The 15249-nt window shown below is 49.8% G+C and carries 16 protein-coding genes; 9 read left to right on the forward strand and 7 right to left on the reverse strand.

The features are described 5' to 3' along the window. Window positions 1-120: 120 nt before the first annotated feature. From trxA to mscL, 5 genes are all read left to right on the forward strand, one after another. Window positions 121-450 (forward strand): thioredoxin TrxA, encoded by a 330-nt coding sequence (gene trxA, locus AAGC78_RS01535; protein ID WP_435782263.1) that lies wholly within the window; start codon window positions 121-123, stop codon window positions 448-450. A 417-nt stretch (window positions 451-867) separates the two neighbouring features. Continuing rightward, on the forward strand, window positions 868-2127 hold the full coding sequence (gene rho / locus AAGC78_RS01540; protein WP_435782264.1) for a transcription termination factor Rho: 1260 nt from the start codon (window positions 868-870) through the stop codon (window positions 2125-2127). Between the two features lie 175 nt (window positions 2128-2302). Next, window positions 2303-3784: a 4-hydroxy-3-polyprenylbenzoate decarboxylase gene (gene ubiD, locus AAGC78_RS01545; protein ID WP_435782265.1), complete on the forward strand. Its 1482-nt coding sequence runs from the start codon at window positions 2303-2305 to the stop codon at window positions 3782-3784. 15 nt (window positions 3785-3799) lie between these two features. Beyond that, window positions 3800-3997 carry a CPXCG motif-containing cysteine-rich protein gene (locus AAGC78_RS01550; protein ID WP_435782266.1) on the forward strand — a complete coding sequence of 66 codons (198 nt, stop codon included), beginning with the start codon at window positions 3800-3802 and terminating at the stop codon, window positions 3995-3997. 102 nt (window positions 3998-4099) lie between these two features. Then, on the forward strand, window positions 4100-4498 hold the full coding sequence (gene mscL / locus AAGC78_RS01555) for a large-conductance mechanosensitive channel protein MscL (protein ID WP_435782267.1): 399 nt from the start codon (window positions 4100-4102) through the stop codon (window positions 4496-4498). A gap of 16 nt (window positions 4499-4514) precedes the next feature. Here mscL and AAGC78_RS01560 read toward each other — a convergent pair whose 3' ends face one another. The 4 genes from AAGC78_RS01560 to AAGC78_RS01575 all read right to left on the reverse strand — a co-directional run bounded on the left by AAGC78_RS01560 (window position 4515) and on the right by AAGC78_RS01575 (window position 8003). Then, entirely contained in the window at window positions 4515-5414 is a 900-nt protein-coding gene (locus tag AAGC78_RS01560; RefSeq protein WP_435782268.1) for a hypothetical protein, read from the reverse strand. Between the two features lie 134 nt (window positions 5415-5548). Then, window positions 5549-5965, reverse strand: coding sequence for a hypothetical protein (locus AAGC78_RS01565; RefSeq protein WP_435782269.1), 417 nt, complete (start codon window positions 5963-5965; stop codon window positions 5549-5551). A 172-nt stretch (window positions 5966-6137) separates the two neighbouring features. Continuing rightward, a complete protein-coding gene (gene cysE / locus AAGC78_RS01570) occupies window positions 6138-6935 on the reverse strand; it encodes a serine O-acetyltransferase (protein WP_435782270.1) in 798 nt (265 codons plus the stop codon). 84 nt (window positions 6936-7019) lie between these two features. Next, window positions 7020-8003, reverse strand: coding sequence for a serine/threonine protein kinase (locus AAGC78_RS01575; RefSeq protein ID WP_435782271.1), 984 nt, complete (start codon window positions 8001-8003; stop codon window positions 7020-7022). Between the two features lie 221 nt (window positions 8004-8224). Here AAGC78_RS01575 and AAGC78_RS01580 point away from each other — a divergent pair, with 221 nt between their 5' ends. From AAGC78_RS01580 to ahpF, 4 genes are all read left to right on the forward strand, one after another. Next, window positions 8225-8986 carry a ParA family protein gene (locus AAGC78_RS01580; protein ID WP_435782272.1) on the forward strand — a complete coding sequence of 254 codons (762 nt, stop codon included), beginning with the start codon at window positions 8225-8227 and terminating at the stop codon, window positions 8984-8986. Between the two features lie 52 nt (window positions 8987-9038). Continuing rightward, window positions 9039-9491, forward strand: a complete 453-nt coding sequence (locus tag AAGC78_RS01585) for a tetratricopeptide repeat protein (protein WP_435782273.1) — start codon at window positions 9039-9041, stop codon at window positions 9489-9491. A gap of 258 nt (window positions 9492-9749) precedes the next feature. Then, the gene (gene ahpC / locus AAGC78_RS01590; protein ID WP_435782274.1) at window positions 9750-10313 is read left to right on the forward strand and encodes an alkyl hydroperoxide reductase subunit C; all 564 of its coding nucleotides are present in this window, start codon (window positions 9750-9752) and stop codon (window positions 10311-10313) included. Between the two features lie 141 nt (window positions 10314-10454). Continuing rightward, window positions 10455-12011, forward strand: a complete 1557-nt coding sequence (gene ahpF / locus AAGC78_RS01595; protein WP_435782275.1) for an alkyl hydroperoxide reductase subunit F — start codon at window positions 10455-10457, stop codon at window positions 12009-12011. A gap of 138 nt (window positions 12012-12149) precedes the next feature. On the opposite strand, the gene AAGC78_RS01600 is transcribed toward ahpF, so the two are convergent. The 3 genes from AAGC78_RS01600 to AAGC78_RS01610 all read right to left on the reverse strand — a co-directional run bounded on the left by AAGC78_RS01600 (window position 12150) and on the right by AAGC78_RS01610 (window position 15234). Further along, window positions 12150-13673 carry a sensor histidine kinase gene (locus tag AAGC78_RS01600; protein ID WP_435782276.1) on the reverse strand — a complete coding sequence of 508 codons (1524 nt, stop codon included), beginning with the start codon at window positions 13671-13673 and terminating at the stop codon, window positions 12150-12152. After that, window positions 13674-14564: a substrate-binding periplasmic protein gene (locus tag AAGC78_RS01605; protein WP_435782277.1), complete on the reverse strand. Its 891-nt coding sequence runs from the start codon at window positions 14562-14564 to the stop codon at window positions 13674-13676. 64 nt (window positions 14565-14628) lie between these two features. Then, a complete protein-coding gene (locus AAGC78_RS01610) occupies window positions 14629-15234 on the reverse strand; it encodes an RBBP9/YdeN family alpha/beta hydrolase (RefSeq protein ID WP_435782278.1) in 606 nt (201 codons plus the stop codon). Window positions 15235-15249 lie beyond the last annotated feature (15 nt).

Below are 15249 nucleotides of genomic sequence, written 5' to 3' on the forward strand. Positions count from 1 at the left end.
GGTTTTTTCCCCTTGCTTGGGCTGGGGTCAATCCTTATGATGGCTGCAACTAATTGGGTTCCTCCCTTAATTAATAGGGTTCCCTCCACCACTAAATAACCGTCAGGTTTGGAGTTTGTTATGAGTAGTGATGCAATTGTTCACGTAAGTGATGCCAGCTTTGAGCAAGAAGTTCTGGGCTCTGATTTGCCGGTTCTGGTTGATTTTTGGGCTGCATGGTGTGGTCCATGCAAAATGATTGCTCCAATTCTCGATGATTTGGCCGAGCAATTTGAAGGCAAAATCAAAATCGCCAAAGTGGATGTTGATGCCAACAAAGACACTCCGGCAAAATTCGGTATTCGCGGTATTCCAACCCTGATTATCTTCAAAAACGGCGCTGCACATGCCACTAAAGTGGGCGCAGTTAGCAAGCCGCAGTTAGTTGATTTCATTAATAGTTCTCTCTAAGTGCGCAGGGCCATCGCAAGATGGCCCAATTTGTTTTTGCACTTGGTGATTTTTGCCGCTATACTCCGATGCATCTGATGTTTGTTCCTCCTTAGAATCACCTTCCCGATTCCCTTATAACCAGACGAACAAACCCAATTCCCTGCTGTTGTTTTTGCCTCGGTATCTGATATAGCCCGATAAGCCACTCAGCCAGTCAATTGAAATTATCGAAAGAATTGATAATGTGATTGAACTGTAATCCCCAGACTGGCAGTCTTACTTAACGCGCTAGTTTCTTTCCCGGCAGCTCCAACGGAACCGAAACCTGACTCAGCGGCCTAATAACAGCGAAAATACGCGATCATTTTTCTTAACCAACGCATCGCCTCCGGCGAACATCTGCAATAACTCACATCCATCCATAAAGTCTTTCCTATGAATTTAACCGACCTTAAAAAGAAACCGATTGAAGAATTAATTGATATCGCCCATGAAATGGGATTGGAAAATATCGCCCGCTCGCGCAAACAGGACATTATTTTTAATATCCTCAAGCGTCACGCAAAAGGCGGAGAAGATATTTACGGTGACGGTGTATTGGAAATTTTGGTGGATGGATTCGGATTTTTGCGTTCAGCAGACAGTTCGTACCTCGCCGGTCCAGATGACATTTATGTTTCACCCAGTCAGATCCGCCGCTTCAACTTACGCACAGGCGATACCATCTCCGGTAAAATTCGCCCACCAAAAGAAGGCGAGCGCTATTTTGCACTGTTAAAAGTTAATGACATTAACTTTGATAAGCCAGAAAACTCCCGCAATAAAATTCTGTTTGAAAACCTCACACCGCTTTTCCCCAATGTTCGCCTTCCGCTCGAAGCTGGTAATGGTTCTACTGAAGACCTCACTGGTCGTATCATCGATTTGATCGCGCCAATCGGTAAAGGTCAACGCGGTTTGATCGTTGCACCACCAAAAGCTGGTAAAACCATCATGATGCAAAATATTGCGCAGGCGATTACGCGCAATAATCCTGAGTGTCATTTGATTGTATTGCTGATCGATGAGCGCCCGGAAGAAGTAACGGAAATGCAGCGCTCAGTGCGCGGCGAAGTTGTTGCTTCAACGTTTGATGAACCGCCAGCACGTCACGTACAAGTGGCCGATATGGTGATCGAAAAGGCTAAGCGTTTGGTTGAGCACAAAAAAGACGTAGTGATTCTGCTCGACTCTATCACTCGTTTGGCGCGTGCATACAACACCGTAATTCCTTCATCCGGTAAAGTATTGACCGGTGGTGTGGATGCCCACGCACTTGAACGTCCAAAGCGTTTCTTTGGTGCAGCACGTAACATTGAGGAAGGCGGCAGCTTGAGTATTATTGCTACTGCGCTCGTAGATACCGGTTCCAAAATGGACGAAGTAATTTACGAAGAATTTAAAGGTACAGGTAACCTCGAATTGCATCTTGATCGCAAAATTGCTGAAAAGCGTATTTATCCTGCAATCAACGTGCGTCGCTCCGGTACTCGCCGCGAAGAATTATTGATGCGTGAAGATGAGTTGCAACGCGCGTGGATTCTGCGTCGTTTGTTGAACGACATGGAAGACGTTGCCGCAACAGAATTCTTGCTCGATAAATTGAAAGACTTCAAAACCAACGACGAATTCTTCCAGTCGATGAAACGTAAGTAATCCCTCCCAACCTCCCTTAGCTACGCGCCCCGTTTCAAAGGGAGGAGTTCAGGTGTGAGAGATTGAAATAAGCTTGTAGCCCGTATGGAGCGCAGCGCAATGCGGGGAATTAAAAACCCGTAATACGCTGCGCTCCATACGGGTTTTCTCTTTTCTACAACATCGATTTTATATAATGAAATATAAAGACCTGCGCGATTTTATCGCCCTGCTTGAAGCCCGCGGTTTATTAAAGCGTATCAAACAGGAAATTGATCCCAACCTTGAAATGACCGAAATTTGCGACCGCACCCTGCGTGCCGGTGGTCCTGCGTTATTGTTTGAAAATCCCAAAGGATATTCGATTCCCGTGCTCGCCAATTTATTTGGTACCACCGAGCGTGTGGCGTTGGGCATGGGGCAGGAATCGGTTGAAGCGCTGCGCGAAGTGGGCAAGTTGCTCGCGTTTTTAAAAGAACCGGAGCCGCCCAAAGGATTTAAAGATGCCTGGGATAAATTGCCGATCTTCAAACAGGTTTTGAATTTGGCTCCTAAGGTGCTGAGTAAAGCGCAATGCCAGGAAGTTGTTCTGGAAGGTGATGCGGTAAATTTGGATGTGTTGCCAATCCAAACCTGCTGGCCGGGTGATGTTGGTCCGCTGGTGACTTGGCCGTTAGTGGTCACGCGCGGTCCGCACAAAGAGCGGCAAAATCTTGGTATCTATCGGATGCAAAAAATCGGTAAAAACCGATTGATTATGCGCTGGCTTTCCCATCGCGGCGGCGCGTTGGATTTCCGTGAATTCCAAATTCAGAATCCCGGTAAAAATTTCCCTGTTGCTGTGGCGTTGGGCGCTGACCCTGCAACGATTCTCGGTGCGGTAACGCCAGTACCTGACACGCTTTCGGAATACGGTTTTGCCGGATTGTTGCGCGGCGATAAAACCGAAGTGGTGAATTGCATTGACAGTGATTTACAAGTGCCGGCTTCAGCAGAATTTATTTTGGAAGGTTATATCGCGCCCAATGATATGGCACCCGAAGGTCCCTTCGGCGACCACACCGGTTACTACAATGAAGTCGATAATTTTCCAGTGTTTACCGTCGAGCGAATTACCCACAGGCGCGATCCGATTTATCACAGCACTTACACCGGACGTCCGCCGGATGAACCTGCCATTCTCGGTGTTGCGCTTAACGAAGTGTTTGTGCCGATTTTGCAAAAACAATTTCCGGAAATTGTGGATTTTTATTTACCGCCCGAAGGCTGTTCTTATCGCATGGCCGTCGTCACCATGAAAAAACAGTATCCCGGTCACGCCAAGCGCGTGATGATGGGGGTGTGGAGTTTCCTGCGGCAGTTTATGTACACCAAATTTGTCATAGTCACTGACGATGATGTAAATGCGCGCGATTGGAACGATGTAATCGGGGCGATGACCACGCGTATGGATCCGGCGCGCGATACAGTGATGGTGGAAAACACGCCGATTGATTATCTCGATTTTGCGTCGCCGGTTTCCGGCCTCGGCTCCAAAATTGGTTTTGATGCAACCAATAAATGGCCGGGTGAAACCACGCGCGAATGGGGTACTCCGATTGTGATGGATCAAGCGGTAAAAGAGCGAGTTGATGCATTGTGGGATGAATTGGGAATCGATTCCCCTACCGCATACTAATCACAGGAGTTGGCGATGAACCTGCAAGAAGAATGTTTTCTCGATTGTCCCTATTGCGGTGAACCGATTAGCGTATTGGTCGATTGTTCGTGCGAGCAGCAAAGCTATGTTGAGGATTGCCAGGTTTGTTGTCAGCCGATGGTGGTGCATGTCAGTGTCGATGAAGACGGCGTGCCGGATGTATATGCCCAGCGCGAGGACGAGGCTTACTAACTCATCCTGTTTTTATCTTGGTTTTAGGCGGTTTATGCGTTATAAAACTTTCCAGTGTGATCGCCCACACTTGGTTACATTAACTCAACGAAGGGGAATCAAATGAGCGTACTAAAAGAATTTAGAGATTTTGCGGTAAAAGGCAATGTAGTGGATTTGGCGGTAGGTATTATCATCGGTGCAGCCTTCGGAAAAATCGTAAGCTCGGTGGTAGCTGATGTGATCATGCCACCAATTGGTTTGCTGATTGGTGGTGTTGACTTCAGTGATCTGGTCATCACTTTGAAAGCGGCAGAAGGCGCAGCGCCTGCTGTGGTAATTTCGATTGGTAAATTTATTCAAACCATTATCGATTTCACGATTATCGCCTTCGCAATTTTTATGCTGGTTAAAGTGATTAACCGCGTTAAGGCTAAAACACCACCGGCACCAGCCGCACCTACCGCGCAAGAAGTATTGTTAACTGAAATTCGCGATCTGTTAAAAGAGCAGCAAAAATAGTTTTGTCGCTGGTTAATCAATGATTATTTTTCGTCGGGTTTAACAATTTCCACCCTGCCAGATCGGGGTGGAAAAACCCGCACTCCTGATACGCGCGCTCAATAGTTCCCGCCTTGCGCAACTCTTCAATCCCTTTCACCAATGCAGTATAAAACTCATCACCGAGTGGATGCTGTTTGCTGACCGGCCAATGACGGCTGCCGTCGATGGCAATCTTGATTCCTTCAATCGGAACTAGCCGAATACCATCAACCATAATTTCCTTATCAGGCGTCATTGCAAATTGTGAAAGGGTTAGGTCAACTCGTCCGGCATTAACCATGCGTGCCATATTGATCCAGCGCGGCGTGTACATAATTTCAGAGATACCCAAATGTTGGAGTGTGGTCACATCGGGCTTCCACTGGCGGCTGGTGACTGCACGCAACTGGCTGAGTTGTTCGAGGGTTTTGCTCGCTTGGGCGCGTTGGTTTTTCGGGGAGGTGTAAATGCCGGCAATAAATTCCCCTTCGCGTACCAGCGGCGGCGATATATGCAACTTGTCGCGTTGCCCGGCTAAATCTTCGTACCAAATACTGTTGCTGGTAGCGAGGATTTTTCCTTCCAGTAAATTGCGCAGACCGCGGGAATAATTTTCCTGATCGACAAGATGCAGGGGGTGGGTGAAGCCACCCAGTTTTAGCGCTTGTTGCATCAGGATAAGTTCAATCACATCGCGACGCGCGTAATTGCCACCGAAATAGGTCACGCTATTTGGATCGCGGTCACCCAAAAATAAATTGTAGTCCGCATGCACATCGCGATGTACGGCGATGTGGGCTTCGCTTAAGGTCTGCCCTGAGGCAGGAAATATGCTGAACGCGAGTAAAACCATACCCACAAAAACAGACAGCTTGGTAAAACGCAACACGTACATCGCAGGGCTCTTATTGATGAGCTAATTATCTCAGCAGCAGCGCCCGCTGAGGTCGCTGCTGCTGATTGTTGTGATGTCTAATTCTGGGTGCGAATAACCTGTCCGTCCAGTGAAAGCGGCGCGATAAACCTTATTTAACCTATGATCGGGTTACCTCGATACAGTCGTACCGGCTTGGGTGGCAGCGCATCTTTTGTCAGCATTTCGTTACGGACAACCGTATTTCCACCCGCAGGATTGTCGTCAGCATGATGTGGTGCTTCTACCAACGTGGTTTGGCCGCGATAAACCTTAACGACTTGTTTCGGATGGTCGGATGGTTTTTCGTTGCTACTTTTGGTTGGTTCGAGCAGGGCCGCCCAGGTTGGGCCGGCCAAAAACAAGAGTTCTTTGATTAGTGTTTTAGTGATGTTGTCCTTGGTGTGGTGATGGTATTCCGCTAACTCCTTTAATACATCAGGGTTCGCCATTTTTACGCTCGGCTTCATATTGGCGTCTACGCGTCGGCGAATTTCGTACACCAAATCAATCATAGGTTTAGTGTATTGCATGCTTCGTTCTCCAGGGTCTTGAGAGACTAGTTGAGCAATTATCAGACCAAGGGCGGAATAATGGTTATAAACGGGAGTTTTGTAGGCAAGTAAAACAACTAAGAGGGATTCTTTTGGTGCGGAGGTTTTATTTTGGGGCGCTTTGCGATGCAAAGCGCCGGTTTGGCCGGAGTTAGCGGATCAAATGATCCATCTCGCGCGAAGGTTGGTTGCACAGGGTTTCACCGATAATCTGCGCCGGTACGCCAGCGACAGTCGCGCGCGCAGGCACATCTTTAAGTACCACGCTGCCTGCGCCAATTTTGGCGCATTCGCCCACAGTGATATTGCCAAGAATCTTGGCGCCAGCACCAATCAGCACGCCTTTGCTCACTTTGGGGTGACGGTCGCCCGCCACTTTGCCTGTGCCACCGAGGGTGACGGATTGCATGATCGACACCATATCTTCAATAACTGCCGTTTCGCCAATCACAATACCGGTGGCGTGGTCGAACATAATACCTTTGCCGATGCGCGCCGCCGGGTGAATATCCACCGCAAACACCGCCGAGATGCGATTTTGCAGAAACAACGCGAGCGAGTTGCGCCCTTGATTCCATAACCAATGGGCGACGCGGTAGGCCTGCAGGGCGTGAAAGCCTTTGAAGTAGAGCAGTGGGGTAACCAGTGAGCAGCAAGCGGAGTCGCGCTCGCTCACAGCAGTTAAATCGGCGCGGACGGCTTCGGCGATCGCAGGATCTTTCGCCAGAGCTTCTTCAATCACTTCGCGGATCAACATGGCAGGCAGCGCCGGGCTATCCAGTTTATTGGCCAGATGAAAACTGAGCGCGGCCTCAAGCCGATCGTGATTGAGGATGGTGGAGTACAGAAAACTGGCGAGCACCGGCTCGCTTTCCGCTTGCTTGCGGGTTTGCAGGCGAATGGATTCCCATAAGCTGTCGACAACAAGGGCGGGAGCGGTGGCATTCATGGCCAAGTCCTTAAACAAAAACGGTTAACAAAGAGTAAGCAACCCATTATTGGGTGTTGTTGCTGAATTTCCAACAGGCAGGCCTTAATAAATGACCAGCGGCGGTTCATTGAGCGCGGCCAGCTGCTCGCGCAATTCGAGGATATGCTCGCCCCAGTAGCGCTCGGTATTGAACCAGGGGAAATGACGGGGGAAGGCCGGATCTGTCCAGCGCCGTGCCAGCCAAGCGCTGTAGTGCATGATCCGCAGGCTGCGCAGTGCTTCGATCAGCGGCAGCTCGGCCAAATCGAAATCGCAAAATTCGCGATAGCCTTCCAACACTTCCGCTAGCTGTAACGTCTGCTGCTCGCGCTCGCCGGATAGCAGCATCCACAAATCCTGGATTGCCGGACCCATGCGCGCATCGTCGAAGTCGACGAAATGCGGTACATCCTCGCGCCACAAAATATTGCCTGGGTGGCAGTCACCATGCAGGCGGATCGGCGTGTAATCCACTCGGCTAAACAGGGTTTCGCAACGGGCGAGTAAGTCGGCACCGAGGGTGCGATAGGACTCGCGCAAGCTGGAGGGGATAAAATCATTGCCGAGCAAAAAGTCGTAGCTGTCGCGACCAAAGGTTTGGATGTCGAGTGCGGGGCGATGAGTAAAAGCGCGCGCCTTGCCCAGCGCATGCATACGCCCGAGGGTGCGGCCGAGGCTTAACAGCGCATCAAAATCGTCGAGGTTGGGCGCATGGCCGCCCTGACGCGGATAGAGCGCAAAGCGGAAGCTCTGGAATTCGCGCAGTGTCTTGCCTTCGTCATCGGCCAACGGTGGCACCACGGAAATTTCCAAATCCTTCAGCGCCTGGGTGAACTCATGCTCCTCCAGAATCTGCGCATCGCTCCAACGCTCGGGGCGATAAAACTTGGCGATCAGCGGACTCGCCCCTTCAATCCCGACCTGGTAAACGCGATTTTCGTAGCTATTAAGCGCAAGAATGCGGGCATCGGTCAGGAAACCGGTGCTATCAATTGCATCCAACACCATATCGGGCGTGAGGAGTTCGTAGGGATGGGGTTGGCTCATAACCGCTGCTCGCTGAAGTGAGCGGTGATTGTACCTCTCGCCAGCCATTCGCGCTCGGATAAGCGTGTCGTCGCATTGTCGATCACAATCAGTCGTGCTTTCCGCAAACAACGGCGTATAAATTTTGAAGGATTCGCATAAAAATGCTACAAGTTAATACTCACTAGCTGGTTGATTTGTATCCCAATAAAAACAGGCTCCATCACACGCATAGGACTGTCATGATTAAAATCGCTTTCTACAACCTGAAAGGTGGCGTGGGTAAAACCACAACTGCAGTGAACATGGCCTACATGGCTGCTGCGGCCAAAAAGAATGTGATCCTCTGGGATCTTGACCCGCAAGCCGCCGCCAGTTGGTTTTGCCAGCAAGAGCCGGACTCCGCCAAGGCGATTAAATTGTTCAGCAAAGGCAAATCCATTTGCGAGATGGAGCTGTACAGTCCCTACCCACGCTTGATGCTCATCCCTGCCGACCTCAGTTTGCGCAGTCTGGACAATGAATTTGACGAGCTGAGCAAAGACAAAAAATTCTTCAAGCAGCTGCTCAAACCTTTAAGCGAAAAAGCAGACATATTGATTTTTGACTGCCCGCCGACATTGTCGCCCAGCGTTGAACAGTTATTGATGGAAGTGGATATTTTACTAATTCCGATGATTCCCAGCCCGTTATCCATCCGTGCGATGGAGCAGGTAGTCGAATTCCTGAAAGGTAAAAAATCGGCGCCGGAGCGCATTGTCGGCTTTTTTAATCAGGTCGATATGCGCCGCCGTTTGCATCACGAAGCCGTTGAAAATAGCAAAAAGATGCCGGTCCCCATGCTCAAGACTTACATCCCCAACGACTCAGCTGTCGAACAAATGGGGCTGCGTCGCGCGCCATTAACCAGTTACAATCAGCGCAGTCGCGCCGCACTCGCTTACATCGATATGTGGAAAGAAATTGCACGCCTGTTGAAAGCGGCGGCGAAAGATGGCGAGTAGCAAATAACCATTGCGTGGCGAGTCGTTGATTCCTTGATTGAGCAAAAAACCAATGAGTAAATTATTGTTCCGCAGTTTCCTGCTTGCAGGCGTGTTTTCGTTTGTCGGTTGCGCCACCCATACCCCATCAACACCATTGCCTCCCGTGGAAGAGCCACCAGTTGAGACTCCTCCAGCCGAACCTGCGGTTGTGGTGCCTCCGCCAGCGGTAGCGCCAAAGCCAGCGCCGGTGGTGGCTCCGCCTAATCCAGCGGTACAGAGTTTGGCGCGACAGGCGCGCAGCCAGTATCAGGCGCGTGATTATCAAGGGGCGATTGCCACAGCCGAGCGCGGTTTGCGCATCGAGCGCCGGGCGGCTGATTTGTACTTGGTGCTAGCGCAGAGCTATTTGCAGCTGGCATTGCCGGAAAAGGCGAAGATGTTTGTGCAGCAAGGCCTGCGTTTCGCGCCGCAGGGATCAGAGACTGCCAACAGCTTGCTGAGCCTGCAAAACAATGTGAAATAGCCTCTGGTCGTTTATAGAGCTATTTCACGCGATCAAAAGCCACGCGCTTCTTATAAAGCCATGCTTCTCCTTCAGATGCGTGGCTTTTTTGTAGGTCTTTCGATAGCTATTTAAAATCGATTAAAAATAAACGATAGTTTTTTAATATTAAAAGCATGGCGACATTCAATTAGCCGCTTGGCGTTCAACTCCCTAATCTGTGCCTGTCGAATCACTTAAACCGATTTATCACCCACACAGACCTTAGGAGTTTTACTCATGGCAACTATCAATTCAGAAATCAAACCTTTCAACACCCAAGCATATCACCAGGGCAAATTCGTGCCGGTAAGCGATGCTGACCTTAAAGGTAAGTGGTCAGTAGTGTTCTTCTACCCGGCTGACTTCACCTTTGTGTGTCCCACCGAATTGGGCGATCTGGCCGATAACTACGCTGAATTCCAAAGCATGGGCGTAGAAATTTACTCGGTATCAACCGACACCCACTTCACCCACAAAGCCTGGCACGACAGCTCCGAAACTATCGGCAAAATCCAGTACCCGATGATTGGTGATCCAACTGGCACCATCACCCGCAATTTTGGAGTGATGATCGAATCTGAAGGTCTGGCTGAGCGCGGCACTTTTGTGATCGACCCAGAGGGCAAGATCCAAATTATTGAGGTAAACGCTGGCGGTATTGGTCGCGATGCCTCTGAACTGTTGCGCAAAGTAAAAGCAGCACAATACGTTGCTGCGCATCCTGGCGAAGTTTGCCCAGCCAAATGGAAAGAAGGTGAAGCGACTTTGGCTCCATCACTTGATCTGGTTGGAAAAATTTAACTTCATTTCTGCGTAATCAAATCCCTCCCAACCTCCCTTTGCAAAAGGGAGGAGCTTGACTCTCCTAATTAGTCGAGAAATGCAGGGCTCCCCTCTTTGAAAAAGAGGGGCTGGGGGAGATTAAAATCTTTGGAGTACATCATGTTAGATGCCGCGATCAAAAGCCAACTCAAAGCTTATTTGGAAAAACTGCAACGCCCGATCGAACTGGTAGCCAGTTTGGATGCGAGTGCAAAGGCGCAGGAATTAAAAAGCCTGCTGCAAGATATTGCGACCCTGTCTGATAAAGTCAGCATCAGCGAGCAAGGCAATTCACAATATCGCCCGTCATTTTCTGTTGCTTCACAAGGTGAAGCAGGGCGCATTGAATTTGCGGGAATTCCAATGGGGCATGAGTTTACGTCGCTGGTGCTGGCATTGTTGCAAACCGGTGGGCATCCTCCAAAAGTGGATGAAAAAACCATCGCGCAAATTAAAGCGCTGAATAGCAAATTGCATTTTGAAGTATTTGTATCTCTTTCCTGTCACAACTGTCCGGATGTAGTGCAAGCCGTAAATTTAATGGCGGCATTAAATCCCAATATTACTGCCACTATGATTGACGGTGCTCTGTTTCAAAACGAAGTCGAGCAGCGCAAAGTCATGGCGGTGCCGAGTGTTTATCTCAATGGCGAACATTTTGGCCAAGGGCGTATGACGCTCGAAGAAATTATCGCCAAGGTTGATACTGGCGCAGCTGAGCGCGATGCTGCCGCATTAAGTGAACGCGATCCTTACGATGTATTGGTTATTGGCGGTGGCCCAGCTGGCGCAGCAGCGGCGATTTATTCTGCGCGCAAAGGTATTCGCACCGGTGTGGTCGCTGAGCGTTTTGGTGGCCAAGTGCTGGATACAGTGGCGATTGAAAATTTTATTTCGGTAAAGGAAACCGAAGGTCCAAAACTGGCAATGGCATTGGAGCAACACGTTAAAGAATATGCGGTTGATGTTATCAACCTGCAGCGTGCTACAGAAGTTATTCCTGGCGATCTGGTGGAAGTAAAACTGGTGAGTGGTGCCAGTTTGAAAAGCAAAAGTATCATTCTCGCAACCGGCGCGCGCTGGAGAGAAATGAATGTGCCGGGTGAAAAAGAGTATCGCGGCAAAGGCGTTGCTTACTGCCCACACTGTGATGGCCCTTTATTTAAAGGCAAGCGCGTTGCGGTTATCGGCGGTGGCAATTCTGGTGTAGAAGCCGCGATTGATTTGGCTGGTATTGTTGCGCAGGTAACGCTAATTGAATTTGATTCAAAATTGCGTGCCGATGCAGTATTGCAACGCAAACTATTCAGCTTGCCGAATGTGACAGTAATTACCGAAGCACTTACGACTGAAGTTGTCGGCAACGGTGAGAAAGTCACTGCATTGAAATACAAAAGCCGCAATACTGATGAAATCGCAACGGTAGAGTTAGAGGGGATTTTTGTACAGATCGGTCTGTTGCCAAACACCGATTTCCTGAAAGGAACTGTACAGCTTACCAATCGCGGTGAAATTGAAATCAATGCGCGCGGCGAAACATCAGTACCCGGTGTGTTTGCCGCAGGCGATTGCACCAATGTGCCCTACAAGCAAATTATCATTGCAATGGGAGCCGGCGCTACCGCATCGCTCGGTGCATTTGATCACCTGATTCGCACCAGTGCGCCGGCAGTTTAAGCGCAATAAATTGTTGTAAGAAGTTGCAGTAAAAAAGGTTTAGCAAAAAAATTGTAGTAAAAAAGCACCGTGGATAGTCGAAGTAATAAAAAACGCGCAATCGAAAGATTGCGCGTTTTTTATTGGATCTTGTTTTGATCAAGGTGATATTTTTTTATCGGTAACTTTCAGGCTAAACCAAAAAATACTGCCACCACCGGGGGCAGGTTCGTAGCCAACTTCGCCACCCAAGCGCAGGGTTATGCGTTTTACAATTGATAACCCAAGTCCGTGGCCATCGGCAGCGGTGGGGTCGAAGCGGACGAATTTATCGAAAATTTCGTGTTGTTGCTTTTCATTTAAACCGGGGCCGGAATCTTTTACCCAACATTTCACCAAGCCACTTGCCAGTGTTTCAGTGCCCAATTCAATGGTGGGATTTGCGCCGCCGTATTTTAATGCATTGGATAAATAGTTTACCCAAATCTCTTCAATCCATTGTTCATGCCCTTGCACTTTTGGCCAGCTTTCGCCCATTACAATTTTTGCATGTTGCTGGTCGATTAATTGTTGCAGGCGGTTGCAGGACTCGTTCGCGGTCTGTTGAGTGTCAACATCGACGAGCGCGATGTGCTCACATTTTCGGATGCTGGACAGCAGTAGCAATGAATCAATAATGGAGCGCATTTTGTGCGCAGAGCGCTGGATGCTATCGACCAGCGCGCGATTTTTTTCTGCTGAGAGATGCAGCTCCTCATTGCTCAATAAACTGGATGCGCCCAGCAGTGTACTGATGGGTTGTTTTAAATCGTGTGCAACTGTGTGCGCGTAAGCATCCAGCTCATTATTTTGCTCAATCAGTTCGAGTGATTTTAATTCCAGTTGCTGGCTTTTGTATTCCAAATCAATCGTGCGCTCGGTTACCAGTCGCTCAAGTTGATTGCGATAAACACTCAACTCCTGATACAAATGATTGCGTTTGTTTAAATCATTTTTAATGCTGAGGCGCATTTTATTAATCGCGTTAACCACCAATCCCAATTCGTCGGGGTGTTCGGAATGGGCGCGGGTCAGCTCCAGGGGTTTATCGAGATTATTTAGATCCAATGTCTGTGCATAATCTGCCATCGTCTCCAAGTGGCGAGTGATCCAGCGGCGCACTATAAACAGTACGAAAAAAACCGTGGAAAACAGTGTGATACAGGTGGTGATAGCAACGCTTTTGGCGGTGTGAAGTGTGCGTGCATCAATGTCGGCGGACATCAGCGAAACGGTGAGTTCGCCCAGATGAAATTCTTCGTCGCCTTCGCGATGAACAATACTAAAACTGCGGCTTAATAAGTCGCTTTCGTATTTGTCGTGGCGACGAGTCCAGCGCTGCTGCAGTTCATCGCGCAATTCAATAAAACCTACATCCGGCAATTGCGCCATACCGTCGAGTAATGCATCGACTCGCTCTTGATCGACCGACCACATACCGGCCGCAAGGCTGGGCAAATAACTTTTTTCGATATCAACAAAATGCTTTTGTGCATCGACTAATTCGGTGCGATACGCGCTGTAGATTTGAATGCTGGATACCAATACGGCAACGCAAAATGTAAATGCAATGACGGCGCCGACCATGCGTAATCCGATGCGGCGGATATGTGTTGGTGTAGTGTTGCTTGAGGACATCGACATCTAAAAACCTTGTTCGGGCGAGAACCATAACTCGCTGCGTGTTAGCGGTGTTTCGGGCGTGAGTAACGGATTGTGCAGGCGCACTACCTTGCGTTGTTGCAACTGGGCTCGTGCTATGTCCTGGTTAAAGTGCTGCTCAAATAGTTGGCGCATGCTGCCATCGCGAATAGCCGTTTCAAGCCCTTGCTCGATGGCATGGGCAAGCTGGGTGTTATCCCTGCGAACAAAGAAGTAGAGCGGAGCAGGATAATAGAGCACCCATTTCGGGGCAATCACCAACCCCATGGTCGGTCGGGCGTCCAGCTCTGGCTGTATTTCGGTGAGCGAGCGCGGGAAGTAGCCAATGCGGTCGCGCTTGAGCATATGAAACAGGCCTTCATAGCTGGAGCTGGGCGTAACCTTGAAGCCGTTGTCGAGCAGGATGGGGTAATCGGGCCAGTCATGCCCCTGGCCGGAGCGTATGGCCTTGAGCTGTTCTTCGGTGTCGATGTCAGCAAAGCGCTGGGTGTCTGTGTCCGAGATCAGCAGCAAGCGCCAGCCAATCAGGCCGCGATCAATCGGGATTCGGATCGGCAGTAGCTCGTGTTCGCGCTCGGGCGAGCTGAGCGTCCAGACAACATCCATATCTTTGCCCATTTGCAGGTGTCGCAGTGTGCGCCACTGGGGTTGGTCAAATTTGCTGGGTTTGGCGATGTAATCCTTGCCGGATTTGGCCAAGGCCAGTTTCAGTAGTTCGATGGGGTAGTGGCCGCGTTTGTCGGCCGCCATGGGCTCTGCCCACGCGTAAATTACCGGTTCTGCCGCCAGAGTCGGGTTGGATAGCCAATATAGGAGCAATATCCATAAAGCGGATAGGCGCAGTTTCAGTGCGCCATTGGATGTTATCGTCATTGGTTTTAGGCAAAGTAAGTATAGTTCTGCCTAGAGTATAGCCTGTGGCGGGCAATTGCGCGTTTTATGCCGCGCGATTGAGCCTGGGGGCGCGATGTGTAGAACCTGCTTGGGTTTTGGCTTTGCGCAGCAGTTGTTGTAGCAACTGGATGCCCTCTGCCCACAAACCTAAATTGGATGCGCTATTGATGTGGCCCACATTTTTCAGACGCAGAAAATCCGTACCCCACTGCAGCGCCCAGTAGGCGGCTTTGCTCTCGGTGAGCCAAGGGTCATTACTGCTGGCGATGATTTTGGCGGGCACTGGCAGCAGGTTTTGCGGCAGACGTTTAGCAATCTGGAATTTATCCGGATCGGCCGGTGCCACCAAAAAAAGTGCTGCAATCTTATCGGGAAATTCCTCAGCAATACTGGCGCTCGCGAGTGTGCCGAAGCTATGGGCGATAATCACTACCGGTTTTTCCGCCCGTGCTAATTCAGCGCGAATTCCGGCTTTCCATTTATCCAGATCCGCCGTGTTCCAATCATCAACATGGATGCGCTTGCTGTTGGGCAATTGGTTTTCCCACAGGCTCTGCCAATGTTGCTCATCGCTATTGCGCAGGCCGGGAACGATCAAGACTGGTTGGTCGAGCAAGGATTTGGGTAAACCGGATTGATTGAGCGACATTGTGCTGCCTCCAAA

It is taken from the genome of Cellvibrio sp. (assembly GCF_039207905.1).
Taxonomy (GTDB): Bacteria; Pseudomonadota; Gammaproteobacteria; order Pseudomonadales; family Cellvibrionaceae; genus Cellvibrio.